This is a genomic window from Geodermatophilus sp. SYSU D00815, assembly GCF_054050035.1.
Window position 1 is genome coordinate 26413 of sequence record NZ_JBJGYO010000021.1, and the last position, 26328, is coordinate 52740.

Sequence of the window (26328 nt, forward strand, 5' to 3'; positions counted from 1 at the left end):
TTCGCCACGCCATGGCCGACGCGCGGCGTGCCTCCTCGGGAAAGCGCGCCACCCTCCCTACCGTCGGGGACACCCGAGCGGGCAGGACGGCTGACCGCACCCCGGCGATCCCGGGATCGGGCAGCTTCGTGGAGGCAACGGACACATGGCGATCCGAGCGGACGCGGCAAGCGCTGCCGTCGCGCGCCCGCACGACATCGACGCGGGACGGGAAGCGACGTCGGAGATGGGGGCGGCCGCGCTGCGGTCGGGCGACCCCGCCCGAGCCCGTCAGCGGAAGCTGCCCGAGCCACCTCCCCTCACCGAGCACGGCCCCGCCCGCGTCATCGCGATGTGCAACCAGAAGGGCGGCGTCGGCAAGACGACGTCGACGATCAACTTGGGCGCCGCGCTGGTGGAGTACGGCCGCAAGGTGCTGCTCATCGACCTCGACCCGCAGGGCGCGCTCTCGGTGGGCCTCGGGGTGCCGGCGCAGAACCTCGACCGCACGGTCTACAACGCCCTCATGGAGCGGCGGACCACGCTGGCCGACGTCACCGTGCCCACCGACATCCCCGGCCTGGACCTGGTCCCCAGCAACATCGACCTGTCGGCCGCCGAGGTGCAGCTGGTCAGCGAGGTCGCGCGCGAGCAGACCCTGCTGCGCGTGCTGGCCGACGCCCGCCGCGAGTACGACTACATCCTCATCGACTGCCAGCCGTCGCTGGGCCTGCTGACGGTCAACGCGCTCACCGCCGCCCAGGGCGTGATCATCCCGCTGGAGTGCGAGTTCTTCTCGCTGCGCGGCGTCGCGCTGCTGGTCGACACCATCGACAAGGTCAAGGAGCGGCTCAACCCGCAGCTGGAGATCTCCGGCATCCTCGCCACGATGTACGACTCGCGGACCGTGCACTGCCGCGAGGTGTTCAGCCGGGTGGTCGAGGCCTTCGGCGACACCGTGTTCCAGACCGTCATCACCCGCACCGTGCGCTTCCCCGAGACGACCGTCGCCGGCCAGCCGATCACCACCTGGGCGCCGACGTCGTCGGGGGCCTCGGCCTACCGCGACCTCGCCAAGGAGGTGCTGGCCCTGTGACCCGGCGGCCCGTGCTCCCCGGCGCGAACGAGCTGTTCCGCCGCACCGACGCCCCGGCCGTCGAGGCCGAGGTCACCGAGCTGCCCAGCCTGAGCTCCACCGTGAGCTCGCCGGCGCTGCGCACCGCCGTGCGCAAGGAGGAGCCGGCCGGCCAGCCGCTCACGCTGGTCCCCGGCGGGGCCTCCGACGAGCTCGCCGGTCTCCGGGCGCCGGTGGCGACGCCGTCCATCCCGACCCGGGGCCGCCCGCAGAGGTCGGTGCGGGCCGAGCGGACCAAGCACGACGAGAAGATCACCGTCTACCTCTCCGCCGAGGAGCTGCTGGCGCTGGAGAGCGCCCGGCTGACGCTGCGCGCCCACCACGGCGTCGCCGCCGACCGCGGCCGCATCGTCCGCGAGGCGGTCGCCGTGCTGCTCGCCGACCTCGAGGAGCGGGGCGCCGACTCGGTGCTGGTGAAGCGGCTGCGCGGCGCCTGAGCACTACCCTCGCCCGCGTGGGCACCCCGGACGTCGCCGCACCGGACGGCGACAGGCCGTCGCGGTTCACGGTCCGGCTGACCAACTTCGAGGGCCCGTTCGACCTGCTGCTGCAGCTGATCGGCAAGCACAAGCTCGACGTCACCGAGATCGCGCTGTCGAAGGTCACCGACGAGTTCATCGCGCACCTGCGCGCGCTCGGCGACGAGCTCGACCTCGACCAGGCCAGCGAGTTCCTCGTCGTCGCCGCCACCCTGCTCGACCTCAAGGCCGCCCGGCTGCTGCCGGCCGCGGACGTGGAGGACGAGGAGGACCTCGAGCTGCTCGAGGCACGCGACCTGCTCTTCGCGCGGCTGCTGCAGTACAAGGCCTACAAGGAGGCCGCGGCCTTCCTCAAGGAGCGCGAGGCCCGGGCCGCCCGCCGGTTCCCGCGCGACGTCGGCCTCGAGCCGCGCTTCGCCGACCTGGTGCCGGAGGTGCTGCTCGGGGTCACCCCGCAGCAGCTGGCCGCGCTCGCCGCCCGGGCGCTGGCCCCGAAGGCGCCGCAGACGGTGAGCGTCGCGCACCTGCACGCCCCACCGGTCAGCGTCGCCGAGCAGCTGCTTGCCGTCCGCAACCAGCTGATCCGGCACGGCACCGCCAGCTTCCGCGCGCTGACCGCCGACTGCGCGCACACCCTCGAGGTGGTGGCCCGCTTCCTCGCCCTGCTGGAGCTGTACCGGCAGCAGCGGGTGGTGTTCGAGCAGGTGACCCCGCTGGGCGACCTCACCGTGCGGTGGATCGGTGGCGAGGAGGTCGACGAGACCGCCCTCGCCGACCTCGGCGGCGCCGCGGACGAGTGACGGCTGGGGCCACACGGGCTCCTCGCGCCCCCTCCGTCACGCCCGCGCGGGCTCCGACGACGCCGATCCGCTCCGGTACGTACATTGCCGGTGACTCTGCGCGTCTGCACGGCTCCGGCGATGGCCCCCGGCCGGTTGGGGGATGCGCGCGACCATGGAGGCGAGACGGGTGGAGACCACCGGATCCGCGGTGCGCGAGCGCGCCCTTCGCTGGGCGGCGCCGGCGCTGATCGTGGCGCTGCAGCTCGTCGTGACGGTGCTGCGCGTCGTCCAGGTGCGCGGCGGCTACGGGGCCCGCAACCTCGAGGCCTCCTACCACGCCCTGCTCACGGCCGAGTCGCTGCTGCGCACCCCGCTGAGCCGGACGTGGGGGCTGCCGATCGTCACGCTCGGCGAGGACAACGACAAGTGGATCTCCTGGGGCGCCACCGTGGCGACGTCCCACGGCGACTACGTCTACACGTCCTTCCCGCCGGCCGGCTTCTGGCTGCCCACCCTCGCCGCCGCCGTCCGGGGCGGCGAGCTCGGCATGGCGGGGCTGGTGCTGCTCAACGGGGTGCTGGCGGCCGTCACCGGGGTCCTGCTGTACGTGCTCGTCCAGCGCGCCGTCGTCCGCATGGACCGGTCGGTGTGGCTGGCGCGCGGGGCCGGCGTGGCCGCGGCGGTCGTGTACCTCTTCAGCGCCGAGGCGCTGCAGTCCCACGGCACCGTGTACTGGCCGCACTCGATGCTGCAGCCGCTGCTGGTGGGCCAGCTGGTCCTGCTCGAGCGCCTGCTGCTGCCCTCGGCCTCGACGGCCGCGCGGCGCCGGCTGCTGTGGGGCCTGGGCCTGCTGACCCTCGTGGCCTGCTACACCGAGTGGACGGCCTACGTTTTCGCCTTCCTCACCGGCGCCCTGCTGCTGGCCGTGCCCGCGCTGCGCCGGCGGGCGGCCGCGGCGGGCGTCGTCCTCGTGGCGGTCGCGGCCGCCACCGCCGTCCTGCTGTCCCTGCACTTCGTGCTGGCGATCGGCTTCGACGGCGCGGTCGAGGCGTGGCGGATGCGGTTCGTCGCCCGCTCCGGGTCGGGCGCGACGTACCTGGGCCTGTTCTACGGCTACGCGCTCTCCTTCGGGGCGGCGCTGCTGGCCGCGCTCGCGGTGACGGGGCTGGCGATGCTGCGGCCCTCGCCGCGCGCCCGCCGCGACGCCGTCTCGCTGGCGATCGTCGCCTTCTCGCTGACCGCCGTCGTCGAGAACGTGGTCCTGCTCCAGCACGCCAGCCAGTTCACCTTCGACCGGCTCAAGCTCGGCGTCCCGCTGGCGCTGCTGACCGGGCTGGCCATCGGCCGGCTCACCCGGCGCGGGGTCGCCGCCGCGGCCGTGGCCGTCTGCGCGGCGGCGCTGCTGGGCGTGGCCGCGGACCGCGCCGACTCCGCCGGCTACCAGGTCTGGACCGAGGCCGACCGGCACAACCGGACGGTGGTCGACCAGGCCCGCGAGGAGATCGACCTCAGCTGCGCCACGCTGGCCACCAACACCAGCGTCCGGGGGTACCTGAACCTGCTGTTCGACCGGGGCATCCACGAGATGACCGGCCCGGAAGAGCTCGCCGAGCTCGCCCGCGACGAGGACTCGTGCGGCACCGTGTACATCGAGGCGCAGCTGATCCTCGCCGACCTGCCCCAGATCTCCTCGATCACCGTGGTGCACGCGGGCGGGGACGAGGTGACCCTGCCCCGTTCCCGGCCCTGACCCGGGGCCGGGGATCATCGGGGCGTGACGAGCGAGGAGCCGGTGAGCGAGGAGCGCGGTCCCATCTCGTGGGAGGCGCTCGCCGCTGAGCTGGCCGCCACCCGCGAGGAGGCCGAGGCCCGCGGCGACGAGGACCCGGCCACCTGGGACGCCGTCGCCGCCGAGCTGGCCGCGCGGGTGGCCGAGCGCCCGGACGACGCGGTGGAGGAGCGGCTGCGGCCGGTCGAGGAGCCGGCGCCGCTGCCGCCGCCGGTCGCCGTCCGCACGCCGCCGGCCCCTCCCGAGCCCGACGCGGAGGACGAGCCGGAGCAGCTGGAGATCGCCGTCCTCGACCCCGCGCGGTTGCGGGGCGGGCTGGAGGCGCTGCTGTTCGTCGTGGACAACCCGGTCGACGAGGAGACGCTGGCCGCGGCGCTGCGCTGCCCGCCGGGGCAGGTGGCCGGGGGGCTGCGGGCGCTGGCGGCGGACTACGACGCGCGCGGCGCCGGCATCACGCTGCGCCGGGTGGGGGAGGGCTGGCGGCTCTACACCCGCGAGGACCACGCCGAGGTGGTCGAGCGCTACCTCGTCGGCGGCCAGCGCAGCCGGCTGACCCAGGCGGCGCTGGAGACCCTCGCCGTCATCGCCTACCGGCAGCCGGTGACCCGCGCCCGGGTGTCGGCGATCCGCGGTGTCGGCGTCGACGGCGTCATGCGCACCCTCCTCGCCCGCGGGCTGGTGCACGAGGTGGGCACCGACCCCGACAGCGGCGGCGGGCTGTACGGGACGACGCCGCTGTTCCTCGAGCGGCTCGGCCTGACCGGCCTCGACGAGCTGCCCGAGCTGGCGCCGCTGCTCCCGGAGACCGCCGCCGTCCTGCAGGAGCACCCCGACGCCTGAGGTCGGCGGCGCTGCTCCGGCGACTCTGCGATCTCACCGTGCCCTCGGCGTCTTCCCCTTCCCCCTCTCCCGGCGCCGGGAGCGCGAGGGAGCCGAGCACGGCAGGCGACCGGGGCGGGGCGAGCGGCGCGACCGCTCACGGACCGGACGGCGCCACGGTGGGCAGGAAGGCCGCGATGTCGGCGGCGAGCCGTTCGGGCTCGTCCCACAGGACGACGTGCCCCGCGTCGCGGTACCGGACGGGGCGCGCGTGCGGGATCGCGGCGAGGAGCTGCGCGGCCTGGTCGGCGAGCAGGTGGTCGCGGTCGCCGCTGACGACCAGCGTGGGCGCCCGGATCGCCCCGGAGTCCGTCGGTGCCGGTGCCTCGCCGAGGCCGCGCAGGCTCGCCCGCCAGACGGCGGCCGGGATCCGCAGCGCGTCCTCGACGCACAGCTCCACGTACCAGTCGGGCAGCGGCCGGTCGGTGAACCCGCGGGTGAACGCCCGGACCCAGGCCGGGTCCACCGGGTCGCGCAGCCGGTCCACCTCGTCGGCGAACGGGGCGCGGCGGCGGTGCAGGTCCCGCGGCGCGCCGGCCAGCAGCAGCCCGTCGACCCGGCCGGGGGCGTCCACGGCCACCTGCTGCGCGACGTAACCGCCGCTGGAGGCGCCGACCAGCACGGCGGCCGGCAGGTCGAGGGCGTCCAGCACCGCGACGACGTCCCGGGCGAGGGTGGGGACGTCGTAGCCCGACGCCGGCTTGTCGGCGTCCCCGTGCCCCCGCAGGTCGACCGCGACCGAGCGCAGCCACGACGGCAGCAGCGGCTGCAGGCGGGCGAACTCGCGGCGCGAGGCGGCCCAGGAGTGCAGCAGGAGCAGCGCGGGGCGGCCGTCGGGATCGCCGGCCTCGGTGAAGCCGGTGCGCAGGCCCGTCGACAGGTGCAGCGTGCCCTCGGTGCGGGGCGCCATGGCCGGACGCTAGCCCGGTCGGCGGTCGCCCGGGAGGGACGGCGGCAGCGGTGGGAGACTGGACGGGATGAACACCGCCCTGCCTGACGAGGACCCCACGACCGGCGGCGGCGAGGGCTGGTCGGAGGACATGGAGCTCGCGCCGGCGCACCCCGGCGACCGCGACGACGCCCCCGGCGAGCAGCGCCAGGGCGAGCGGCTGCAGAAGGTGCTCGCCCGGGCCGGCGTCGGCTCCCGCCGGGTGGTCGAGGACATGATCGACCAGGGCCGGATCAGCGTGAACGGGCGCACCGTCGCGGTGCAGGGCATGCGGGTCGACCCGCACACCGACAAGATCGCCGTCGACGGCGCCCGGATCGAGCTGCGCGACGACCGCGTCACCTACGCGCTCAACAAGCCGGCCGGCGTGATCACCGCGATGAGCGACGACCGCGCGCGGCCCACCGTCGGCGACATCCTGGGGGACCTCGCGCCCGGGCTGGTGCACGTCGGCCGCCTCGACCAGGACACCGAGGGCCTGCTGCTGGTCACCAACGACGGCGAGCTCGCCCACCGGCTGGCCCACCCCTCCTACGAGGTGCGCAAGACCTACCTGGCGCAGGTGTCGGGCTCGGTGCCGCGCAACCTGGCCCGCCGGCTGCGCGCGGGCGTCGAGCTGGAGGACGGCCCGGTCGCGGTCGACGCGTTCCGCGTCGTCGACACCCACGCCGGGCAGTCGGTGGTCGAGGTGGTGCTGCACGAGGGGCGCAAGCACATCGTCCGGCGGCTGCTGGCGCACGTCGGGCTGCCGGTCAACCGGCTGACCCGCACCGCGATCGGCCCGGTGCAGCTGCAGCGCATGCGCGTCGGCTCGATCCGCAGGCTCAACCGGCAGGAGCTCGGCGCGCTCAAGGAGCTCGTCGGCCTGTAGACGTTCCCGCGGGAACGCCGGCGGGTGATCACCTCGGGGGCAGCGGTGCCTCCGCGCCGCCGAGACGACGCCGCACCCGAGGTGATCACGGGACGGCTCGACGGCGGGTCGTCGGCGTCCGAGGTGGCTGGGACGGCCCCGCTGCGGGGACCCGCGCCGAGCGTGCGAGGCGAGGGGGGCAGCGCGGTCCTTCTAGACTCGACGGGGCTTCCCGGAGGGCGGGGCGCCGGGGAGCGAACGAGGAGAGTGCATGGCCGTCCGAGCCATCCGGGGCGCCACCCAGGTGGACGCCGACGACCGGGAGCAGGTGCTCGAGGCCACCCGCGAGCTGGTCACCGCCGTCATGGAGCGCAACCAGCTGCAGCACGACGACGTCATCAGCATCCTGTTCACCGCCACCCCCGATTTGGTGTCGGAGTTCCCGGCGCTGGCCGCCCGCGAGCTCGGCTTCGGCGACGTGCCGCTGATGTGCGCCACCGAGATGGACGTGCCGCACGCGCTGCCGAGGGTGCTGCGGCTCATGGCCCACGTCGAGGTGGAGAAGCCGCGGTCGGAGATCCAGCACGTGTACCTGCGCGGCGCGGTCGCCCTGCGACGGGACATCGCCCAGTGAGCGACTTCCGGGGCTGCGTGACCCTCGACGGGCCGTCGGGCACGGGCAAGTCGAGCGTCGGCCGGTCGGTCGCCGCCCGGCTCGGGGCGTCCTACCTCGACACCGGCGCCATGTACCGCGCGGCGACGGTCGCCGTCCTCGACGCCGGCGTCGACCCGGAGGACGCGCAGGCCGTCGCCGACGTCGTCGCCCGGACGACGATCGAGGTGGGGACGGCGGCCGACACCGAGCTGGTGCGGGTGGACGGCGTCGACGTGGCCCGGCGCATCCGCAGCGCCGAGGTGACCCGGGCGGTGTCCGCCGTCTCCGCGGTGCCGGCCGTGCGCCGGCAGCTGGTCGACCAGCAGCGCGCGCTGGTGGCCGGCGCCGACGCCGTCGTGGTCGAGGGCCGCGACATCGGCACCGTCGTCCTGCCCGAGGCGACGCTCAAGGTGTACCTGACCGCCGCGCCCGAGGCCCGGGCCGAGCGGCGGGCCCTGCAGCTCGGCCTGACCACGCCCGAGGAGGTCGCCGAGCTCGCCGCCGACCTGCGGCGCCGCGACGAGTACGACAGCAGCCGGGAGGACAGCCCGCTGCGGCCGGCCGCGGACGCGGTGACGGTCGACAGCACCGACCTGGTGCAGGAGCAGACGGTGGCGCGGATCGTCGCGTTGGCGCTCGACGCCGTCGGGGCAGGACACAGGGCATGACGCAGCAGAACGGCGGACCGCTGCCCGTCGTGGCGATCGTCGGCCGGCCCAACGTCGGCAAGTCGACGCTGGTCAACCGGATCCTCGGCCGCCGCGCGGCGGTCGTGCAGGACACCCCGGGCGTGACCCGCGACCGCATCGCCTACGAGGCGCTGTGGAACGGCAAGCGGTTCACCGTCGTCGACACCGGCGGCTGGGACCCGAAGGCGGCCGGGCTGGGGGCGTCGATCACCCGGCAGGCGGAGTACGCCATGCGGACGGCGGACGTCATCGTCTTCGTCGTCGACAGCTCGGTGGGCGCCACCGACACCGACCTGGCCGCCGCCCGCATCCTGCGCCGGTCGGACCGCCCGGTGCTCCTGGTGGCCAACAAGGTCGACGACGAGCGCAGCGAGGCCAACGCCGCCGAGCTCTGGTCGCTGGGCCTGGGCGAGCCGCAGCCGGTCAGCGCGCTGCACGGGCGGGGGAGCGGCGACCTGCTCGACCTGGTCCTGGACGCGATGCCCGAGGCGCCGCGCGAGCAGCTCGAGGAGGGCGGCCCGCGCCGGGTCGCGCTCGTCGGCCGGCCCAACGTGGGCAAGTCCAGCCTGCTCAACCGGCTGGCCCGCGACGAGCGGTCGGTGGTCGACTCGGTCGCCGGGACGACGGTGGACCCGGTCGACTCGATCGTCGTGCTCGGCGGCGAGGAGTGGCGGTTCGTCGACACCGCGGGGCTGCGCCGCAAGGTCAACACCGCCAGCGGCATGGAGTACTACGCCAGCCTGCGCACCGAGGCGGCGATCCAGGCCGCCGAGGTCGCCGTGGTGCTGCTCGCCGCCGACGAGGTGATCAGCGAGCAGGACCAGCGGGTGATCAGCCAGGTCGTCGAGGCCGGGCGGGCGCTGGTGCTGGCGGTCAACAAGTGGGACACCCTCGACGAGGACCGCCACGCCGAGCTGGAGAAGGAGGTCGAGCGGGAGCTGGCGAGGGTGCGGTGGGCGTCGCGGGTCAACATCTCGGCCAAGACCGGCCGGGGTGTCGAGAAGCTGGCCCAGCACCTGCGGGCCGCGCTGGCCTCCTGGGAGACCCGCATCCCCACCGCGGAGCTCAACACCTACGTCCGCGCGCTGGTGCAGGAGACACCGCCGCCGGCCCGCGGCGGCCGCGCACCGAAGATCAAGTACGTGACGCAGGCCGACGTCCGCCCGCCGCGGTTCGTCGTCTTCTCCACCGGCTTCCTCGAGGCCGGCTACCGGCGCTTCATGGAGCGCAAGCTGCGCGAGAAGTGGGGCTTCGGCGGCACGCCGGTCGAGATCTCGGTGAAGGTGCGCGAGGGCCGCGACCGCGGCAGGGGCTGAGCCCGGCCTTCCTCACCGCCCGGGGCGGACGCGCGGGGCGACGTCGGGCTCCCCGCGGGGGGTGGGCACGAGCGCCGCCCCGCTCCCGGCGGGCCCCTCCGGTTCGTCGAGCCGCTGCCCCAGCCGGCTCGGCCACCACATCCGCCGGCCCAGGTCGAGGTTGAGCGCGGTGACGAGCACCGACCGCACGATCAGCGTGTCGAGCAGCACGCCGAGCGCGACCGCGATGCCGAGCTGGGTGGTGAAGGTCAGCGGCAGCGTGGCGAGCACCGCGAAGGTCGCGGCGAGCACCAGCCCGGCGGAGGTGATCACGCCGCCGGTGGCCGACAGGCCGATCAGCGCCGCCCGCCGGGTGCCGTGGTCGGCGGCCTCCTCGCGCACCCGGGTCATCAGGAAGATGTTGTAGTCGATGCCGAGGGCGACCAGGAACACGAAGACGAACAGCGGGAACGAGCTGTCGGTCGAGGTGACCCCCAGCACCCAGTCGAAGATCAGCGCGCTCAGGCCCAGCGCGGCGGCGAAGGAGAGCACCACCGTCGCGACCAGGACCAGCGGCGCGACCACCGCCCGCAGCAGCACGGCCAGCACGACCAGCACCACGAGCAGGACCAGCGGGATGATCACCCGGTTGTCGCGCTGGGCGGCGTCCTGCACGTCGAGGTTGAGCGCGGTGTTGCCGCCCACCAGCGCCTGGCCGTCGCCGACGTCGTCCAGGGTGGTGCGGAGCTCCTCGACGGTGGCGTAGGCGGCCGGGCTGTCTGCGGCGTCGGCCAGCGTCACCTCGACGAGGGCGTCGTCCCCGACCACCGTCGGGGCCGCGACCGCGCTGACGCCGTCGGTGCCCGCCACGGCCTGCGCCACCTCGTCGGCGGTGCCGGCGGTGGTGAGCACGAACACCGGGTTGCCCGCGGCGGCGGGGAAGTGCTCGGCGGCCACCTGCTCGCCCTCGACCGACTCGGGGGTGCCGCGGAAGGCCTCGGCCTGGGTCAGCCCGCTGGGGTCGAGCCGGAACAGGCCGAGGGCGGCGACCGCGAGCAGCGCGCTGGTGACCAGCCACACCACCCGGGGGCGGGGCCGGATCAGCCCGCCGACCCGCGCCCAGAAGCCGGTCGCGCTCGGTTCGGCGCTGCCGAAGGTGGGCTTGACCGGCCAGAACACCCAGCGACCGCAGATGACCAGCAGCGCCGGCAGCAGGGTCATCAGCACCGCGAGGGAGACGGCCACGCCGATCGCGGCGACCGGTCCGAGGCTCGCGGTCGAGTTCATGTCCGCGGCGAGCAGGCAGAGCATGCCGAGGACCACCGTGCCCGCGCTGGCCAGCACGGCGGGGCCGGCCCGGTGCACCGCCTCGGTCATGGCCTCGTGCCGGTCGCCGTGCAGCCGCAGCTCCTCGCGGTAGCGGGCCACGAGCAGCAGGGCGTAGTCGGTGCCGGCGCCGACGACCAGGACGGTGAGGATGCTGGCGCTCTGGGCGTTGACCGTGAGATCGGCGTATCGGGCGAGCAGGTAGACGATGGCCTGCGCGCAGAACAGCGCGATGACCGCGCAGAAGATCGGCAGGATCCACAGGACCGGGCTGCGGTAGGTCAGCAGCAGGATCAGGACGACGACGCCGAGCGCCGCGAACAGCAGGGTGCCGTCGATGCCGGCGAAGGCCTCCGACGAGTCGGCCGCGTTGCCGGCCGGGCCGGTCACCCAGGCCGACAGCCCGTCCGGGCCGTCGGCGGTCTCGGCGCGCATCGCGTCGACCGCCGGGGCGAGCGCCTCCCAGCCGCCCGCGCCCGCGTTCAGCGGCACGACCAGCTGCACCGCCTCGCCGTCCTCGGCCGGGACCGGGCCGACGACCTCGCCGGCGACGATGTCGATCTCCGCGAAGGCGACGGCGTCCTCGGCGACGGCCTCGGCGTCGGCGGCCGTGAGCCCGCCGCTCCGCTCGTAGACGACGACGGCGGGGAAGGTGTCGGGATCCGACCCCAGCGCGGCCTGCTGCCGCAGCGCGATGGTCGATTCCGCGTCACCGGGCAGCCACGACGCGATGTCGTTGTCCTGCTCGCCGGTCAGCCGGCCGGCCAGCGGCGCCGCGGCGGCGGCGAGGACGAGCCAGAAGACGAGGATGACCCACTTGAAGCGGCGGTGGCTGACCCGGGACGCGAACGACCTGCCCATGACGGAGCCCTTGCTCGACGACGGCGGTTCCCCGTGCGGCACGCACGCTGGCACAGCAGGGGAGTGCTGTCACCCCGATCGCGCCCGAGTCGGCAGAGATGCGGACGCGCGACGGCCGACCGGCGGCAGGTCGCGCCGGGCGGTGCGGTAACCTTCTCGGGCGGTCGTCGACCGGCCCGGGGCTCCCGGGCGGACGGACGGCGCGCGGGCTGTGGCGCAGCTTGGTAGCGCACTTGACTGGGGGTCAAGGGGTCGCAGGTTCAAATCCTGTCAGCCCGACATCGGAAGTCCGCAGGTCGGGGGCCGTGTCCGGAGGAGTCCGGAACGGCCCCTGAGCGCTTTCCGGGGCGGTTGAACCAGGCCAGGTCACGCCACGGCGTGCGCGACGTGCCGGAGCCGACATCGGGGAACCGCAGCTCACAGGCGGTTCCGGAGCGGCCCATGATCGCTTCCGAGGCGGCGTGTTTCATCAGCCGCGCTCGACCTCGCGATCGAGCTGCTCGGGCGGCCGGCGGCTCGTGACGGCGACACCACGACCGGCGTCATCCCGGTTGCGCGGGGCGTCGTCGGTGTGTGATCGTCCCGGCGATCGTGATCATCGGCAGGAGGTGAGACCCGTGAACGCAGTGTCCGCAGTGGGTGCTCTCCTGCAGTCCACGATCGCGCGACCGACGTAGTCGCCACCGGGAGCGCCCCGCCAGGCAATTCGCGAGAGGCGGCTCCCATGAGCACGACACCTGCTCCACCCCGGCACGTCACCTCGGCTCCCTCCGACCGGCCGAGGTCCGACCAGGCCCAGCCGCACGTGTACGCCAGGAAGAGGGCGCCCGCTGCGGGGGAGCGGGCGCTGGTCCTCGGCGGTGGTGGATCGACGGGCAACGCGTGGTTGATCGGCGTCATCGCCGGCCTGCTCGATGCCGGGCCGGACGTGACCGGAGCCGACCTGGTCATCGGGACGTCGGCCGGAGCGACGGCCGCGGCCCAGATCACCAGCGCGAGCCCGGCCGACCTGCTGGCCGCCGTCCTCAGCGCTGCGCCCCGGCACCGGACGGGTCCGGTCGGACCCGACGGGGGACGCGGTCCGGGTGGGTCGGTGACCGACCACCTGCAGCGGATGAGCGAGATCATCGCCGCCGCCGACGATGCGGCCGACATGCGCCGCAGGATGGGCGCAGCGGCGCTCGACGTGGAGGCGGCGTCGGACGGCTCCGGGCAGACGCGGTGGCGCGCCACCGTCGCCGCCCGGCTGCCCAGCCAGCACTGGCCGCGACGAACGGTGCTCATCACGGCGGTCGATGCCCGTACCGGCGAACCGGTCGTGTTCGACCGCCACAGCGGGGTGGACCTGGCCGACGCCGTCGCCGCCAGCTGCGCCGGTGTCCACCCCTACGCGATCGGCGACCACCGGTACCTCGACGGCGGGTACCGATCCGTCGAGAACGCCGACCTGGCAGCCGGCTACGGCCGGGTGCTGGTGCTCGCACCGCTGGGCGGCAGATCGCGGCACCCGCGGGAGTGGGGCACCCATCTGGCAGCCCAGGTCGACGAACTGCGCGCGGGTGGCAGCAGGGTCGAGACGATCGTCCCCGACAACAGCTCCGAGCACCTGTTCGGCGTCGACGCGATGGACCTGTCGCTGCGTCCGCCCGCCGCTCGAGCCGGTCACGACCAGGGCCGAGCCCTCGCCGCGCGGCTCGGCGGGTTCTGGCGCTGACGCCTGGACCACCGTTCCGCGTGCACGGCCGACGGCTGGGGTCGAGGGGGCGCCGGCTGCGGCTACCGGTGTCGAGGACGGGGGCCCGGGGCGGCACGGTCGTGGGTCAGAGCCGTTCCAGCCGCTCGATCTCGAAGGCGATGCGAAGACGTGCTGCGTGGACCCGGGGATCACCGCTGCCCACCTGGGACCGCGTCGCCGACAGCAGCTCCGTCAGCTCCCCGAGCGTCGTCGGCCGCGGGCCGTCCAGCCTTCGGTTGATCTCGTCGATCGTCATGCCGGCGCCCCCGTCGTCCCGTTCCGCGGTACCTACGTACTGCCCACCAACGGTTGTGCGCAACCAAAATAACCACCACAGGTCTGGCGAGCCGCGCCGGGCACCACCGCCCCGACGCACTCCTCGCCGCGCTCCTGCGACGACGTGCTCCGTCACCTCCGGGTGTCGAGGACGTGCTCCGGACTCCGTCCCAGGTGCAGCGGTGGCCACCCACGGCCGCGCAACCCACGACGACAGGAGGACCAGCCGTGCGACCTGGCGAGATCACCGGGGTTCTGGACCGACCGGTCAGCCGGGAACTGCTGGCCCGCGACGTCACCCGCCTGGCCTACGTCGCCACGGACGGCACGCCCCGCAACGTCCCGATCATCTTCAGCTGGAACGGCTCGCAGATCGTCATGTGCACGTCGAAGAACGCTCCCAAGCTCCGGCCCCTGAGCCGGAACCCGATGGTCGCCCTGACCATCGACACCGAGGTGCACCCGCCCAAGATCCTGCTCATCCGCGGTCGGGCCGAGCTGGACCCCGTCGACGGCATCCCGGACCAGTACCTCCGGTCGACCAGCACCTACGAGATGACACCCGGGCAACGGGTCGGGTGGGAGGCGGAGGTGCGTTCGCTCTACCACGACGGCATGGTCCGGATCGTCGTGACCCCGACCTGGGCGAAGCTGATCGACTTCGAGACGACCCTGCCGAGCGCCGTCGCGGAGCTGATCCGGCGGCGGGAGGAGCGTCAGCGGGCCTGAGCGCCGCGCGGCGAGGACCGGCCGAGATCGCGGGCGCACCGCGGCCTCGCCGGTGCGGGTCGTCGTCGATCCGGGGCGTGCGGCCCGGCGTCGGCGAGGTCGGCGATCGCCGCGGGCGACCGGTGGTGGCGGAACCACGATGGGCACGGGGAGGGCTCGCCCGGCCGCCGTCGGCGGTGCCGGACGTGAGCGGCCGCCCCGCAACGGCGTGTGCTGACGGCGTTCCCTGTGCCAGAGTGCGCCATGGGGCCGGAGCGCGATGAGGTCGTGGAGCGGCGAGGGCGGCCCTCGGAGCAGGCGACCGGCAGCGCCGCGGTGCACGAGGACCTCTCGCAGCGGCTGGCCGACCTCGCGCGGGAGATGCAACGACAAGGCGACAACGCCTCGGTCATGGGCATCATCGTGGCGGCCGTGAGAGGCGCGATCCCTGGTGCCGAGGAAGCCTCGATCAGCCTGACGCAGGGTCGGCGGCGCGTGGTCTCCTCGGTGGCCACCAGCGAGCTGGCGAGACGCTTCGACGACCTGCAGCAGGAGACCGGCCAGGGGCCGGCGCTGGATGCGATGTACGAGCACGAGACCATCCGGGTCGACGACCTGACCGGCGACGGACGCTGGCCGCTGTTGGGGCGCCGAGCTGCGGAGATCGGCGTGGCCAGCGCGCTGTGCTTCCAGTTGTTCGTCGCCGGCGAGGACCTCGGAGCCCTCAACCTGCTCGCCCGGCAACGGGGAGCGTTCACCGACGAGTCCGAACGCGTCGGGTTGCTCTACGCCAGCCACGCCGCCGTGGCGGTCGCCCAGGCCCAGAAGCTGGGCAACCTGGACACCGCACTGGTCAGCCGGGACGTGATCGGGCAGGCCAAGGGCGTCCTCATGGAGCGGTACAAGATCACCGCCGAGCAGGCGTTCGCGCTGCTGGCGCGAACCAGTCAGGACACCAACCGGAAGCTGTCCGAGGTGGCCGAGTACCTCACGCGCACCGGCGCCCTCGAGAGCGCCCGGCGCCGCCGTGGTGATGCCGACCCGGCGCCCAGGGGCGGGCGGGAACGTCAGGACGGGGGCTAGGAGCCGCGGCCGGGCGCAGCGAGGAGTGCCCGGCGTCAGGTGCGGAGGGGTGGGGCGTCGGTCCGACCGGTGCACCGAGCAGTACAGCTAGGCGGCCGGTCCTGCGCGGCGGTCCTGGCTGGCCGCGACCGTGACCGCGGCGCTCTCGCGCACCCATGCGGCCCGCAGGCCCAACCACGTCGACTGACGCCGGAGCTGGTCGGACCACCGGGCCAGTCGGCGTCGGCGTTCGGAGGCACCGGCGCCGGCGCGCTCCCCGGTGGCCCATGGGAGACCGCCCAGCCGGTCCGCGGACACGGCGCAACCGTTCGGGCAGTCGAACTCCACCGGTTCGTCGGGCACCCAGCCGGCGGCTGCCAGCCGGCCACAGGCCAGGCACGTCGCCCAGGTGATCCACTCGTCCATGCGGGCCCACGTCCCCGATCCCGGCGACGAGGGCCGGACCGAGGGGATCGGCCGCTCGCCTGGACCGAGGTGCCCTCGTGGCTCACGGGATGGTCGGCCGTGGAGCCCGGCGCGGTACCCGTGATCGCCGGACGAGCCGTACCGGGACTCCGGGGTGGGGTGGGGAGGCCCGGGGCGGCCCCGGCCCGGCCCGACCGGAAGCGGTTGCCGGCCGTCGGGGACGTCGCGGTACGGGGCCAGGCTGGGGCAGGTCAGCTCCCACAGGGCCTCGTTGAGGGTGTGCGCGAGGGAGTTGTGGTCGGGTGCGGGCCAGTCGGCGGCGCCCTCGAGGTAGGCGGCCAGCTCGGCGCTGCCGCGGTCGCCGCCGAGCTCGACGAAGCGCCACCACAGGGCGCTCGGCGTCAGACCGCCCAGGCGCCAGGCGATCACGGTCAGCGCGCACGCGGGGGCAGGAGTGGTCGTGGTGGGCACGTGGATCCTTCGCGGCTAGGGGCAGGGGGCGAGCTCCCGGAGGCGGTCGGGACGCGAGCACACGAGGCCCGGCCCACCGACGTCCCGCAGGGTCTCGTCCGAGGACGGGACAGGGCGCTGTGCTCGGAGAACGGGCCGCGGAGCGGCCGCGCCCGGGTGCTCGGCCGACCGGCCGCAGGGGTGGGCTCCACAGCGGGGGCAAGGCCGACCGCAGCACGTCGGGGGACAGGCCCCCCGCCCACCAGGCGACGACGGCCGAGGGCCATGCGGAGGCAGTGGTGATCACAGGACCCCCTCACGACGTGACCGCCGGGGTCGCCCCGGGGACGACGCCGGTGGCTGATCAGGAGATACGTTTCCCCGGGCCGGAGCGACCGTGCCCGTTCCCGGGCCGGTGACGACCGCGCACGTCGCCCCGTGGCGCGCCGAGGAGTTCGCCGGTGCGCACGAGGTGGTCGGCGACGTCGCGGACCTTGCGGTTGCTGTGCATCGACGCCCCGGCCAGCAGATGGAAGGCCTGGTCTGGGGTCACCTTGCAGCGCTCGACGAGCACGCCCTCCGCCTGGTCGATGACCGCCCGGGACTCCAGCGCGGCCTGCAGGTCGTCGGCCATGTCCCGGGCGCTCCGGTAGGCGTGCAGGTTGCCGGCCGCGACCGCGGCGTACGGGCCGAACCGGGTGGCGGCCGCCCGGCACTCCTCGTCGAAGGCGTGGGCACGGCGGGCGTAGATGTTCAGCGCTCCGGTCACCCGCGCCTCCTCGTCGATGACCAGCGGGATCGACAGCGAGCTGAGGACGCCGAGCCCGGCGGCGTGCTGCCCGTAGCCCGACCAGCGGGTCTCGGTGCGGGTGTCGGCGACCTCGGTCAGCTGCCCGGTGCGAGCGGCGTGCAGGCAGGGACCGTGGCCGCGCTCGTACTGCGTCTCGTCCAGGTCGACGGCCAGCCGGCTGGTGTGCGCCGTCGTGGTCGGGCGGTCCTCGACCAGCAGCAGCACCGAGGTCTCCGAGTTGCCGGGCATGACCGTCCTGGTCAGGTCGGCCACCGTCTGCAGCAGACCGTCCATCGACAGCTCGCGCAGCGACAGCCGCCCGAGCTGCTCCAGCGCCTCGACGGTGCTGGTGGGGCGGGCTCTCCGGTCGCCGTCCACGGCGCGGCCTCCGGTCGGATCTGCACCGGGGGCGGGGGCCTCGGCGGCGGCACCCCGATCGAGGGCACCGCATCGCGGGTGCGCCGCTGCTGGACGCACCGCCGACGCATGTCCACGTCGACGCTGGACGCGACAGTACGCGCCCGGGGTGGCGGGACCGCCGGCACACCGGCGTGCGGCGAGGGCCGTCGGACCCGGACGCCCGCCCGCCGCCCACCTCGGTGGGCCGGTGGCACGCTGCGTGCCGAGCCAGCAGAATCGGGCGACCCCCCGGTCGTCCGACCACGTGCTTCCGGGCCACCGCCGAACGGAGCGGGTGAGAGACCATGACCGGGGAGCACGACGGGACGACGCGGCCGCGAGGGCCGAAGGGTGACGACGGCGCGGTGCGCGAGTGGGCGCTGGAGCGGCGGGTGGTGGCCCGGACGATCCGGGAGCAGGCAGAGCAGATGCGCGCCCGCACGGCCGTCACCCGGCTGGCGCTCCGGAGCCGGCGGGCTGCGGTGGTCGACACCCCGGCGCTGCGCCGCAGGCTGGCGGTGGCCGAGCGCAGGGCGGGGAACCTCGAGGTGGCGCTGACCAGCAACCGGCGCATCGGCATGGCGATCGGCATCCTCATGGCCCGGCACCGGCTGACGGAGGCCCGGGCCTTCGACCTGCTGCGGCAGTGCAGCAACCGCCGGAACGTCAAGCTGGCGGCGCTGGCCGAGGACGTCGTGCACACCGGCGAGCTGCCGAGCGTCCCCGCTCGGCCGTCGTCCGCCGCTGCCGGCCGACCGGGGCGCCGATCAGGGCCGTCACCGGCGAGCGACATCGGCGGAGGCGTGGCCGGGAGCGTCGGAGTGCGCCTCCCGACCCCCACCTGAGGACCTCGGGGCGGCGGGTCGCCCGCCGTGGTGCCGGGGACGGCGCCGACTAGGCCGAGCGCGGGGCGTACATGATGACGGCGACGCCGACCAGGCAGATGAGCGCGCCGATGACGTCGAACCGGTCGGGCCGGAACCCGTCCGCGACCATGCCCCACACCAGGCTGCCGGCGACGAACACGCCGCCGTAGGCGGCGAGGATCCGCCCGAAGTGCGCGTCCGGCTGGAGGGTAGCGACGAACCCGTACGCGCCGAGCGCGGCGACGCCCAGCCCCATCCACAGCCAGCCGCGGTGCTCGCGCACGCCCTGCCACACCAGCCACGCCCCGCCGATCTCGGCGACCGCGGCCAGGACGAACAGCACGATGGAGCGGGTGACCGTCATGCGACGCAGCCTGCCAGCGGCCGGCGCGGCCGCGTCCCGGTGCGGGACGCGTACCGGCCCGGCTAGCATCGGTCGGTGCCGATGTCACCGGAGGTCGCCGACACACCCGTTCTCGAGGCGCAGGTCGACGAGTCGACGGCCCTGTCCACCGCCGCGGCCCTGTTCCGCAGCCTGGGCGACCCGACCCGGTTGGCCATCGTCCGGCACCTGGCGCTGGGCGAGCACCGGGTGGTCGACCTGACGGCCCACCTGGGCCTCGCCCAGTCGACGGTGAGCGGGCACCTGGACTGCCTGCGCTGCTGCGGCGTGGCCACCTCGCGCCCGCGGGGCCGGGCGTCGATGTGGTCGCTGGCGGCGACCCCGGAGGTGCTCGGGGTGCTGGCCGCGGCGGAGCGGCTGCTGGCGGCCACCGGCGACGCGGTGGCGCTGTGCCCGACCTACGGCGCGGCGGTGGACCGGTGAGCACGACGCGCACGCCACCGGACCCGGCCGACCGCGCGCGACTGGGCCGGCGGGCCCGGTGGCTGGCCGGCGCGAGCGTCGCCTACAACGTCCTCGAGGCCGTCGTGGCGGTCGCCGCGGGCCTCGTCGCCGGTTCGGTGGCGCTGATCGGCTTCGGGCTGGACTCCGTCGTCGAGGTCTCCAGCGGCCTGGTCGTCCTGTGGCAGTTCCGGCACCGGGTGCCCGAGACCCGGGAGAGGCAGGCGCTGCGCCTGATGGCGCTGGCGTTCTTCGCCCTGGCCGCCTACGTCACCGTCGAGTCGGTGCGCGCGCTGCTCCTCGGCGGCGAGCCGGAGTCCTCCCCGGTCGGCATCGGTCTGGCGGCCGCCTCGCTCGTGGTCATGCCGTTCCTGTCCTGGGCGCAGCGCCGCACCGGCCGGGCGCTCGGCTCGGCGACGGTGGTCGCCGACTCCACGCAGACCTTGCTGTGCACGTACCTCTCGGCGGTGCTGCTGGTGGGGCTGGTGCTCAACACGACCGTGGGCTGGGGGTGGGCCGACCCGATCGCCGGCCTGGTCATCGCCGCGGTCGCCGTCAAGGAGGGCGTCGAGGCCTGGCGCGGCGACGGCTGCTGCGCCCCGGGCCGCTCCGCCGGAGATGCCGCCGAGGCCGGCTGCGCCGGCGATGCCGCCGAGGCCGGCTGCGCCGGCGATGCCGCCCCGGCCGGCTGCGGCTGCGCGGACGGGTGCGGTGACGCGTGGGGCACACCCGCACCCGCGCCGGTCGCCGACCTGGAGCTGACCCGTCGGCCGGGCCGGTGAGCGTCGAGCTCGTCGCAGGACGATCCCGTTGATCAGGCGCGCCGCGACCTGAGCAGGTGCAGCAGCGCCAGGGCGTACGCCTCGGCCGCATCAGGGCCGTCGTACCCGCTCGTCGCGCCGTCGATTCGGAGGGTGACCCGGTAACCGTCGCCGGTGGGCGCCAGCCCGGCGAACGCGTCGCCGAGCAGCTCGCGCAGCTGGTGCTCGGCCGGCACCCACAGCGCCTCCGACTGCTCGATCGAGTCCAGCGCCCACTCGGTCGTGCCGTTGAAGCCGATCACCGGCCCCGCGGGGAACTGGTGGACCTCGATCGTCATGTCCGAGAGCACGAAGACGTCGGAGTCCATGTCGCGGTCGGGCATGACGAAGCTGTCGCCGCGGGCCGGTGTCCACTGCAGCCCGGCGTCACGCAGGGCGCGGGCCAGGGCGATCGACAGCACGCCCCCATCCTGCGTCATCCCCGGACCGGCCGGGTGGTGCGTCGTCGGGGCGCGGCCCCCTCCTCATGCGGGAGGGATGTTCTGGTTGAGCCGGAAGACGTTGGTCGGGTCGTAGGCCTGCTTGAGCGCGGTCAGCCGCCGGTACTTGGCCTCGCCGTAGGCCTGGCGGACGCGCCCGTCACCCTCCTCCATGAGGAAGTTGACGTAGACGCCGGTGTGGAACCGGGCCAGGGCCGACCAGTAGTCGCGGGCCCACCGGCGTTGCTCCTCGAACCCGTCCGCCGTCGGCGTGTTGCCGTTGATGTTGAAGGTGAACCCGGCGCCGCGGCCGCTGAACGCCGTCGCCTCCTCCGGGACCCGGGCGACGGCGCCGCCCTTCTGCCACAGCGCGATGCTGCTCAGCGGCGAGCTGATGCGCCGGCCGTGCTCGACCACGACGTCGATCACCTCGTCGGTCAGCGCGGCGACGTCGCAGGAGCGCACGTAGTACCAGCAGCCGTGCCGGAAGGACGGGTCGAACATCTGCTGGTGGGCCACGAACGGCTTGGGGGCGAACAGGTCCAGCACCGGGGAGCCGAAGCCGCGCATCGGCCGCAGCACCCGCTCGCCCTCCTCGACGTCGCCGACGTGGCAGGCGGCGACCGCGACGACCGGCCGGCCGACCAGATCGGGAGGGACGACGGGCAGCGCCGGCGCGAGCCGCTGCACGACCAGGGTCATCAGCTCGTCGGGGCAGTCGGCGAGCCAGTCGCGGTAGAAGCGCAGGACCCGGTCCGCCTGGTCCATCGGCCAGAACACGGCGCCGGCCACCACCTGCGGGCCGACGGGGTGCAGCCGGAACCGGAAGTCGGTCACCACGCCGAAGTTGCCCCCGCCGCCGCGGAGTCCCCAGAACAGCTCGGCGTCGTGGTCCTCGTCGGCGCGCACGAGCTCGCCGTCGGCGGTGACCAGGTCCGCCGACTCCAGCGAGTCGACGGTCAGCCCGTACCGGCGCATGACCCAGCCGATGCCGCCGCCCAGGGTCAACCCGGCCAGGCCGGTGTGCGACACGATGCCGGCCGGCACCGCGAGCCCGTGCGCCTGGGTCTCCCGGTCGAGCTCCCCGAGCAGGACGCCGGCCTGCACGCCGACCCGCCGGGCGTCGGGGTCGACCCGGATGGCGTTCATCGGCCGCAGGTCGATCACCAGGCCGCCGTCGCAGGTGGACAACCCCGGGAAGCTGTGGCCCCCGCTGCGCACGGCGACCAGCAGGTCCCGGTCCCGGGCGAAGCGGAGGGCGGTGCGCACGTCGTCCACCCCGGCGCACCGGGCGATCAGGGCGGGGCGGCGGTCGATCGACCCGTTCCACACCCGGCGGTGCTCCTCGTACCCGTCGTCGGACGGGGCCACCACCTCACCGGCGAGGGCGGCCCGGAAGGCGGCGACGTCGGCGTCGGGGACCGGCGCCGGGCGGGCCCGGACGTCGTCCCGCGCGATCGGAACGGCCATCCCGGGAGTGTGGCGTCAGCGCGGTGGCCGGGCAGGAACCCAGGTTCCACCCTGCTCCCGGCTCAGCCGGACGGGGTCGAGGATCTCGATGTGGTCGCGGTGGGTGGCGACGACCCCGGCCGCGCGGAGGTCGCGCAGCACCCGCACGACCACCTCCCGCGCCGTGCCGACCGCCTCGGCGAGCTCCCGCTGGGTGACCGGGACGGACGGCGACGGACGCGCTCCGGCGGTGACCCTCGACTCCTGGGACGCCAGGTCGAGGAGGTGGCGGGCCACCCGCTGCCGCACGCTGGTGAACGCGCGCCCCGGGATCTCGGCGAGGAAGCTGACCACGCGGTCGGCCAGCTCGCGCAGCAGCGCGTCCGCCACCCGCGGGTCCGCCGCGGCGGACCGCCGGACGACGTCCGGCCGGAGCAGCAGCACGTCCGCGTCCACGACGGTCTGGATGCCCACCGGCAGGCGGAAGTCCGTCGCGTACATCGACACGACGCCGAGGAGGGCGCCCCGCCGGGCGTAGCGCACGGTCAGGCTGCGGCCGTCCGGAGCGGTCACGTAGGCGCGGACGAGACCGTCGACCACCAGCTCCAGGTGCTCGGCCGCCTCCCCCTCCCGGTGGGTCACCGAGCCGGCCGGCACCCGCACGAGGCGCGCCGCCGTCAGCAGGTCGCCCAGCGCCCGGCCCGGCAGCCGGCCGAGGCTTGAGGCGGCGAGGGCAGCCGCGACCCGGTCCTCCACGACGGCACGGTAGGCCCGCGGGAGGCACTCCAGCAGGGCCGCGCGCACGGGCCCGCGTCGGGCGCACCGGCACCGCGCAGGGCCGTCGCGTCCGGCGTCAGTCGCCGGCCGTGCCCGTGCGCAACCGGTCGACCGGGATCCGTCGCGCGACGATGTCGGCGGCGAGGTCGTCGACGGTCCGGTCGCCGGCGTAGGCGCGGCCGCGGAGCAGCTCGAGCGCGTCCTCGGCGGAGAGCCGGAGGGCCAGGACGACCATGCCGACGGCCATCCACAACCGTCCCCGCTCCCGCGCGGCGGGGGAGCGGAGCCAGCCCGGGCCCTCGGTCGCCGTCCAGACCGACCAGTCGGCGGCGCCGCCCAGGTGCGTGGAGAGCAACCCCGCGACGCAGCGGGCGTCGTCGACGTCGATGACGACGGGACCGGTCGGGTCGGTGAAGTAGCAGTCCAGCGCCCCCAGCCCGCGCAGGTACCCGGGCAGGGCGAGGGTCAGCACGCTGCTGTACGGCGTCTTGGTGCGCAGCAGGTCGTGGAAGGCCGGCCACCGGCGGGCGAGCAGGTCCTCGGTGCCGAACACCGGCAGCCCGACCCGGGCGGCGGTCAGGCAGGGGCCCGAGCCGGCGGTGAACTGCAGCCTCTCGGCCAGCGCGGCGGTGTCGCTGCTGGACGCCAGGGGCGTTCGCAGCTCCCCGTCGCCGTGCACGCTCAGGCCCAGGCCGTCGACCGCGAGCACCGCGGCCGCCGCCCGGGCGAGGCGCACCGGCAGCAGCGCGGGATCCCCGGGATCATCGCCGGTGTCGGCGGTGAGCACCCGGGTGAACCGGTTGGCGAGGTCCACGGCGCGGTGGTCCTCCTCGGCGGGATCGGTCCGGGGGTGGGCGTCCGGCGCGGAACGGGGGTCGAGGTCCGCTCACCAGCGGTGGACGGAGGTCCCCCGGCGTCCGGGCGGGAGGGCGGTCGACGGCCGGCTGCGGTCGGCGACCTCCTGCTGGGACGGCCGGCACCCACCGGGGCAGTCGACCGCGACGACCACGCCGTCGACCCAGCCGACGGCGGCCGCCCGACCGCAGAGGGGGCAGTTCTCCCAGGTCACCCGTTCGCTGGCCATGCGCTCTCCCGGGTCGCGACTCGTCGCCGGGCACGCGACCACCCGGGCCACCTCCGGCTCGGGGGCCGGGTCGACTTCCCGGGGCGGCGTGGTGCTACCCACGGCCACCGGTCGGCAACCCTGTTCTCCCCCGCGGAGCCGGACCGGTCGCACGGCCTCGGAGACGCCGGACGCCGCTCGCGCCGGCGCGCGGGTCAGGTGGAGGTGCTCGCGGGACGAGGACCGGGCTGCGGGATCTCGTGCAGGTGCCGCAGCACCTGGCGGTAGGAGTCGAGCAGCCCCGTCTCGACGTAGCGGACCCCGCGCTCGGCGCAGAACTCGGCGACCAGCCGTTGGGCCCGGCGCAGGTTGGGGCGCGGCATGCTCGGGAAGAGGTGGTGCTCCACCTGGTAGTTCAGCCCACCCAGGAGCAGGTCGACGAACCGCCCCCCGCGGACGTTGCGCGAGGTGAGTACCTGGCGGCGCAGGTAGTCGCGCTCCTCGGCGTCGGTGAGCGGCGGCATCCCCTTGTGGTTCGGGGCGAACGAGCAGCCCATGTAGAAGCCGAACACGGCCTGGTGGACGGCGAGGAACGCCAGCGCCTGCCAGGGGGTGAGCACGAGGAACGGCGCCACCGCGAAGGCGGTGAGGTGGACGCCGAGCAGGGCGCCCTCCCTCCAGCGGGCGCGCACGGTCCCGTCGCGCAGCGCCCGGACGCTGCTGACGTGCAGGTTCAGGCCCTCCAGCATCAGGATGGGGAGGAAGAACACCGCCTGGTGGCGGGTGAACCACGCCAGCACGCCGCGGCGACCGGCGTCCTGGCCGCGGAGGAACACGAGGGGGCCGGCCGGCTCGACGTCGGGGTCCAGCTCGGCGTGGTTGGGGTGGGCGTGGTGGCGGTTGTGCTTGTCCAGCCACCAGCCGAAGCTGAGCCCGACCGCGAGGTTGCCGAGCAGCAGGCCCATCGCGTAGCTCAGCCGCCCGGTGCGGGCGACCTGCTTGTGCCCGGCGTCGTGGCCCAGGAAGGCGACCTGCGTGGAGAGGACGCCCAGGGCGGCAGCCGTGGCGAGCTGCCACCACGTCTCGCCGATGAGGACGAAGGCCACCCAGCCCGCCGCGAAGGCGGCGAGCGTGAGGGCGAACTTGGCGGTGTAGTAGGCCGGGCGGCGCTCCAGCAGCCCTGCGGCGCGGATGCGCGAGGACAGCTCGGCGTAGTCGGACCGGGTTCGGCGGGGCGGCGCAGGGGCGACCGTGCTGCTCACGGGGAGTCCTTCGGAAGGGTGAGGCACGCCGGGGGCTGCAGCGCGTCGCGCCCGCGACGGGGCGCTGGGAAGAGGGGACGGGTCTCGTGCGGCCGAGACGTCCGGCCTCGACGGTAGACGCGGTTCGACGACCGCGCCCGGTGCGGCGGAGGGGGCCACGGCCGCACCGGCCGCGGCCCCCTCGCACTCAGACCGCGCGGACGTTCTCCGCCTGCGGGCCCTTCTGGCCCTGCGTGATGTCGAACTCCACCCGCTGCGCGTCGTCCAGCGACCGGTACCCGTTGCCGCTGATCGCGGAGTAGTGGCAGAACACGTCGGGACCGCCGCCGTCCTGCTCGATGAAGCCGAAGCCCTTCTCCGCGTTGAACCACTTCACAGTGCCCTGAGCCATGTCGATCTCGCTTCCTTCAGGAGGTGTCCCGGCCGACGGAGCGCCGACCCGGGGATCGCCGCACCACCGGGAGAACCGAGAGGAACGTCGGGCAGAGACGACTGCGGACGTTCGAGAACGAGGCAGAGGCACGACAGCGATCGCGCCCAGCGTACGTCCATCCCGCGGGGAGGCGGCGCCTCGTCGACGAGCACCCCCCTGGCGCCGTCGTCGATCGCGTCACAGCGGTCCCAGCGCCGCACCCGGGTCGGCGGACAGGTCCACGGTCTCGAGCACCGTGAGCAGCGCGCGCTCCTCGTAGCGGAAGTGGTTCTCCACCACGGCGGCGATCCCCTCGAGGTGCCGGTCCAGCTCCGCGGGGTGCCGCACGCCCGGCCGCCGCCCGCAGGCCCGCCAGGAGGTGGGCGATCATCGAGTGGTCCTGCGACAGCGACCGCAGCACCGGGGCCAGCTCGGGGCGGGCGGCCGCGACGGCCGGGAACGAGGTCCGGTCCTCGCCGCGGTGGTGGCCGTCGAGGGCGGCGCAGAACCCGTGGCAGTACAGCAGCAGGTCGCGGGTCGCCGCCTCCCCGGGCACGCCGCCCTCGAGGGACCTCCGGGTCAGCGCCAGGGCCGCGCGCAGGCGCTCGTGCACCCCACGCAGCTCACGGCTCCAGGCGACGAGCCTGGTCGTCTCGCGGTCGGTCACGCGAGGACGAAGGGTGCGACGGGGGCATCGTCGTCCTCCTCCGGTCCGGCGCCTCCATGCCCGGCACGGTCTGCCACCGGCACGCGACGCCGGCGCCGACCCAGCGGGCCGACCGGGACCGCGGGCGAGAGGCGGGAAGAAACCCCGGACGGCGGTGTCGAGAACGCGCGACCGGCTCCGTCCCCGGGGTGCATGCGGCCAGGATGGGCCGCGACCAGCGCAGAGGAGGAGCAC

Annotated in this window: 29 protein-coding genes, 1 tRNA gene and 1 pseudogene; 16 read left to right on the forward strand and 15 right to left on the reverse strand. The window is 75.0% G+C overall.

Annotated features, from left to right (window positions below; genetic code table 11):
- The first annotated feature begins 145 nt into the window (after positions 1-145).
- From ACI78S_RS19170 to scpB, 5 genes are all read left to right on the forward strand, one after another.
- Positions 146-1075, forward strand: a complete 930-nt coding sequence (locus tag ACI78S_RS19170; protein WP_456976266.1) for a ParA family protein — start codon at positions 146-148, stop codon at positions 1073-1075.
- Positions 1072-1551: a hypothetical protein gene (locus ACI78S_RS19175; protein WP_456976268.1), complete on the forward strand. Its 480-nt coding sequence runs from the start codon at positions 1072-1074 to the stop codon at positions 1549-1551. Before ACI78S_RS19170 ends, ACI78S_RS19175 begins: the two co-directional genes overlap by 4 nt.
- A gap of 17 nt (positions 1552-1568) precedes the next feature.
- Positions 1569-2393: a segregation and condensation protein A gene (locus ACI78S_RS19180; RefSeq protein ID WP_456976270.1), complete on the forward strand. Its 825-nt coding sequence runs from the start codon at positions 1569-1571 to the stop codon at positions 2391-2393.
- Positions 2394-2562: 169 nt separating this feature from the next.
- Positions 2563-4125 carry a hypothetical protein gene (locus ACI78S_RS19185; RefSeq protein WP_456976272.1) on the forward strand — a complete coding sequence of 521 codons (1563 nt, stop codon included), beginning with the start codon at positions 2563-2565 and terminating at the stop codon, positions 4123-4125.
- A 24-nt stretch (positions 4126-4149) separates the two neighbouring features.
- Positions 4150-5004 carry an SMC-Scp complex subunit ScpB gene (gene scpB / locus ACI78S_RS19190; RefSeq protein ID WP_456976274.1) on the forward strand — a complete coding sequence of 285 codons (855 nt, stop codon included), beginning with the start codon at positions 4150-4152 and terminating at the stop codon, positions 5002-5004.
- Positions 5005-5140: 136 nt separating this feature from the next.
- Here scpB and ACI78S_RS19195 read toward each other — a convergent pair whose 3' ends face one another.
- Entirely contained in the window at positions 5141-5953 is an 813-nt protein-coding gene (locus ACI78S_RS19195) for an alpha/beta fold hydrolase (RefSeq protein ID WP_456976276.1), read from the reverse strand.
- A gap of 67 nt (positions 5954-6020) precedes the next feature.
- On the opposite strand from ACI78S_RS19195, the gene ACI78S_RS19200 reads away from it, so the two are divergent.
- From ACI78S_RS19200 to der, 4 genes are all read left to right on the forward strand, one after another.
- The gene (locus ACI78S_RS19200) at positions 6021-6863 is read left to right on the forward strand and encodes a pseudouridine synthase (RefSeq protein ID WP_456976278.1); all 843 of its coding nucleotides are present in this window, start codon (positions 6021-6023) and stop codon (positions 6861-6863) included.
- Positions 6864-7113: 250 nt separating this feature from the next.
- Positions 7114-7476 (forward strand): chorismate mutase, encoded by a 363-nt coding sequence (gene aroH / locus ACI78S_RS19205; protein WP_456976280.1) that lies wholly within the window; start codon positions 7114-7116, stop codon positions 7474-7476.
- Complete coding sequence (gene cmk, locus ACI78S_RS19210) at positions 7473-8165, forward strand: (d)CMP kinase (RefSeq protein WP_456976282.1); 693 nt, start codon at positions 7473-7475, stop codon at positions 8163-8165. Before aroH ends, cmk begins: the two co-directional genes overlap by 4 nt.
- A complete protein-coding gene (gene der, locus ACI78S_RS19215; protein ID WP_456976284.1) occupies positions 8162-9502 on the forward strand; it encodes a ribosome biogenesis GTPase Der in 1341 nt (446 codons plus the stop codon). Before cmk ends, der begins: the two co-directional genes overlap by 4 nt.
- Positions 9503-9514: 12 nt before the next feature.
- Here the strand turns inward: der and ACI78S_RS19220 are convergent, their stop codons facing one another.
- A complete protein-coding gene (locus tag ACI78S_RS19220) occupies positions 9515-11668 on the reverse strand; it encodes an MMPL family transporter (RefSeq protein WP_456976286.1) in 2154 nt (717 codons plus the stop codon).
- 205 nt (positions 11669-11873) lie between these two features.
- On the opposite strand from ACI78S_RS19220, the gene ACI78S_RS19225 reads away from it, so the two are divergent.
- Both ACI78S_RS19225 and ACI78S_RS19230 read left to right on the forward strand, forming a co-directional pair.
- Positions 11874-11947: transfer RNA gene (locus ACI78S_RS19225), tRNA-Pro, on the forward strand.
- A gap of 445 nt (positions 11948-12392) precedes the next feature.
- Positions 12393-13382 (forward strand): patatin-like phospholipase family protein, encoded by a 990-nt coding sequence (locus tag ACI78S_RS19230; RefSeq protein WP_456976288.1) that lies wholly within the window; start codon positions 12393-12395, stop codon positions 13380-13382.
- A 106-nt stretch (positions 13383-13488) separates the two neighbouring features.
- Here ACI78S_RS19230 and ACI78S_RS19235 read toward each other — a convergent pair whose 3' ends face one another.
- The gene (locus ACI78S_RS19235; protein ID WP_456976290.1) at positions 13489-13659 is read right to left on the reverse strand and encodes a hypothetical protein; all 171 of its coding nucleotides are present in this window, start codon (positions 13657-13659) and stop codon (positions 13489-13491) included.
- 248 nt (positions 13660-13907) lie between these two features.
- Here ACI78S_RS19235 and ACI78S_RS19240 point away from each other — a divergent pair, with 248 nt between their 5' ends.
- Entirely contained in the window at positions 13908-14408 is a 501-nt protein-coding gene (locus tag ACI78S_RS19240; RefSeq protein ID WP_456976292.1) for a pyridoxamine 5'-phosphate oxidase family protein, read from the forward strand.
- 243 nt (positions 14409-14651) lie between these two features.
- Positions 14652-15470 (forward strand): GAF and ANTAR domain-containing protein, encoded by an 819-nt coding sequence (locus tag ACI78S_RS19245; protein ID WP_456976294.1) that lies wholly within the window; start codon positions 14652-14654, stop codon positions 15468-15470.
- An 87-nt stretch (positions 15471-15557) separates the two neighbouring features.
- Here ACI78S_RS19245 and ACI78S_RS19250 read toward each other — a convergent pair whose 3' ends face one another.
- Together ACI78S_RS19250 and ACI78S_RS19255 are read right to left on the reverse strand one after the other, a co-directional pair.
- Entirely contained in the window at positions 15558-16346 is a 789-nt protein-coding gene (locus ACI78S_RS19250) for a hypothetical protein (protein ID WP_456976296.1), read from the reverse strand.
- A 343-nt stretch (positions 16347-16689) separates the two neighbouring features.
- Positions 16690-17493 (reverse strand): ANTAR domain-containing protein, encoded by an 804-nt coding sequence (locus ACI78S_RS19255; RefSeq protein ID WP_456976298.1) that lies wholly within the window; start codon positions 17491-17493, stop codon positions 16690-16692.
- 326 nt (positions 17494-17819) lie between these two features.
- Here ACI78S_RS19255 and ACI78S_RS19260 point away from each other — a divergent pair, with 326 nt between their 5' ends.
- The gene (locus tag ACI78S_RS19260; RefSeq protein WP_456976300.1) at positions 17820-18359 is read left to right on the forward strand and encodes an ANTAR domain-containing protein; all 540 of its coding nucleotides are present in this window, start codon (positions 17820-17822) and stop codon (positions 18357-18359) included.
- A gap of 49 nt (positions 18360-18408) precedes the next feature.
- Here the strand turns inward: ACI78S_RS19260 and ACI78S_RS19265 are convergent, their stop codons facing one another.
- Positions 18409-18744 carry a YnfA family protein gene (locus ACI78S_RS19265; protein WP_456976302.1) on the reverse strand — a complete coding sequence of 112 codons (336 nt, stop codon included), beginning with the start codon at positions 18742-18744 and terminating at the stop codon, positions 18409-18411.
- Between the two features lie 81 nt (positions 18745-18825).
- Here ACI78S_RS19265 and ACI78S_RS19270 point away from each other — a divergent pair, with 81 nt between their 5' ends.
- Together ACI78S_RS19270 and ACI78S_RS19275 are read left to right on the forward strand one after the other, a co-directional pair.
- A complete protein-coding gene (locus ACI78S_RS19270) occupies positions 18826-19206 on the forward strand; it encodes an ArsR/SmtB family transcription factor (protein ID WP_456976399.1) in 381 nt (126 codons plus the stop codon).
- The gene (locus ACI78S_RS19275; RefSeq protein ID WP_456976304.1) at positions 19203-20006 is read left to right on the forward strand and encodes a cation transporter; all 804 of its coding nucleotides are present in this window, start codon (positions 19203-19205) and stop codon (positions 20004-20006) included. The genes ACI78S_RS19270 and ACI78S_RS19275 overlap by 4 nt, the downstream gene beginning before the upstream one ends.
- A 32-nt stretch (positions 20007-20038) precedes the next feature.
- Here ACI78S_RS19275 and ACI78S_RS19280 read toward each other — a convergent pair whose 3' ends face one another.
- The 9 genes and pseudogenes from ACI78S_RS19280 to ACI78S_RS19320 form a co-directional block, all read right to left on the reverse strand.
- On the reverse strand, positions 20039-20446 hold the full coding sequence (locus ACI78S_RS19280; protein ID WP_456976306.1) for a hypothetical protein: 408 nt from the start codon (positions 20444-20446) through the stop codon (positions 20039-20041).
- 63 nt (positions 20447-20509) lie between these two features.
- Complete coding sequence (locus tag ACI78S_RS19285; RefSeq protein ID WP_456976308.1) at positions 20510-21934, reverse strand: FAD-binding oxidoreductase; 1425 nt, start codon at positions 21932-21934, stop codon at positions 20510-20512.
- A gap of 15 nt (positions 21935-21949) precedes the next feature.
- Positions 21950-22669: a Crp/Fnr family transcriptional regulator gene (locus tag ACI78S_RS19290; RefSeq protein ID WP_456976310.1), complete on the reverse strand. Its 720-nt coding sequence runs from the start codon at positions 22667-22669 to the stop codon at positions 21950-21952.
- A gap of 97 nt (positions 22670-22766) precedes the next feature.
- Positions 22767-23504, reverse strand: a complete 738-nt coding sequence (locus ACI78S_RS19295) for an ANTAR domain-containing protein (RefSeq protein WP_456976312.1) — start codon at positions 23502-23504, stop codon at positions 22767-22769.
- Between the two features lie 72 nt (positions 23505-23576).
- A complete protein-coding gene (locus ACI78S_RS19300; RefSeq protein ID WP_456976314.1) occupies positions 23577-23774 on the reverse strand; it encodes a hypothetical protein in 198 nt (65 codons plus the stop codon).
- 194 nt (positions 23775-23968) lie between these two features.
- Positions 23969-25015 (reverse strand): fatty acid desaturase family protein, encoded by a 1047-nt coding sequence (locus tag ACI78S_RS19305; protein ID WP_456976316.1) that lies wholly within the window; start codon positions 25013-25015, stop codon positions 23969-23971.
- Between the two features lie 187 nt (positions 25016-25202).
- Positions 25203-25406 (reverse strand): cold-shock protein, encoded by a 204-nt coding sequence (locus ACI78S_RS19310; RefSeq protein WP_456976318.1) that lies wholly within the window; start codon positions 25404-25406, stop codon positions 25203-25205.
- A 219-nt stretch (positions 25407-25625) separates the two neighbouring features.
- Positions 25626-25775 carry a hypothetical protein gene (locus ACI78S_RS19315; protein ID WP_456976403.1) on the reverse strand — a complete coding sequence of 50 codons (150 nt, stop codon included), beginning with the start codon at positions 25773-25775 and terminating at the stop codon, positions 25626-25628.
- 52 nt (positions 25776-25827) lie between these two features.
- A pseudogene (locus ACI78S_RS19320) lies at positions 25828-26328 on the reverse strand (hemerythrin domain-containing protein); the annotation flags it as partial.